The sequence below is a fragment of the Endozoicomonas sp. SESOKO2 genome (assembly GCF_024606245.1).
Taxonomy (GTDB): domain Bacteria; phylum Pseudomonadota; class Gammaproteobacteria; order Pseudomonadales; family Endozoicomonadaceae; genus Endozoicomonas_A.
Genome location: NZ_JAHHPQ010000726.1, coordinates 1 through 1,012 on the forward strand (window position 1 = coordinate 1; position 1,012 = coordinate 1,012).

Annotated in this window: 2 protein-coding genes; both read left to right on the forward strand. The window is 50.5% G+C overall.

Annotation, left to right across the window (positions count from 1 at the left end; genetic code table 11):
* Nucleotides 1–639 (forward strand): hypothetical protein (locus tag KDK17_RS17340; RefSeq protein WP_257288662.1); only part of this gene is annotated, 639 nt, incomplete at its 5' end.
* Between the two features lie 118 nt (nt 640–757).
* The coding region (locus KDK17_RS17345; protein ID WP_257288663.1) for a hypothetical protein at nt 758–1,012 on the forward strand (255 nt) is incomplete at its 3' end.

Here is a 1,012-nt window from a genome sequence, read left to right on the forward strand (position 1 = left end):
TTTAAAAGTGCCAACAGCTTGTCAGCCCACAAAAGTGGATACCACACGGGGCAACAAACCTGTAACTTAACCGTGACCGGTGAGGATGGCCAGCCGCGGCCATGCGGAAAGCTCTGCAAGAATGCTCAAGCCCTATGGGATCACAGAAGCAGAGACCACACGAGGCAACAAATCTGTGACGCGACCGTGGTTGGCGAGGATGGCCAACCGAAGCCGTGCGGAAAAATCAGCAGAAATGCCGCAGCTCTTTCCGTTCACAAAAGTCGACAACACAGCGGGCAAAAAACCTGTAACGTAACCGTGATCGGTGAGGATGGCCAGTCGCGGCCATGCGGCAAGGTCTGCAAGAATATTCAAGCCCTGTGGGATCACAAAAGCAGAGGCCACACGAGGCAACAAACCTGTGACGTGGTCGTAGTTGGGGAGGATGGCCAGTCGCGTCCATGCGGAAAGGTCTGCAAGAATGTTCAAGCCCTTTGGACTCACAAAAGAAGAAACCACACCAGGCAACAAACCTGTAACGAGATCGTGGTTGGGGAGGATGACCAGTCGCGTCCATGCGCAGAGGTCTGCAAGAATTCTAAAGCCCTGTCGAATCACAAAAGAATGCATCGAAAACGCAAGCCTTCTGAACAATGACCTTAGTTCTTAATGTGGCAACCGCTCTTTCATGAGGTTTTTTTGATCTATCCTTGCCCTGTAAAAGCCAGAATGCAGGGATAGAATTATTAAATACTCACTCTTTGCTGCACTCCGGTTGCTGTTACTGACGTTTCCTGTCGTCTGTCAGGCCGAACCGTTGACAGAACGTTTTGTTCTCGATACCAAAGACACTCCACTATGCTCCAACCCTTATTCATGGACATCTGTAGAAGTGTTTGCCGCTGTCAGTTCGCTTTTAAAAAGCTATTGGAACCCCGATTCACCGTCGTTTAAATCAATGGAACTACGGGGGGCGAGTCAGGATCACCCGTTTGCGATCACCACTATGATGCCTGGCTCTGGACACAAC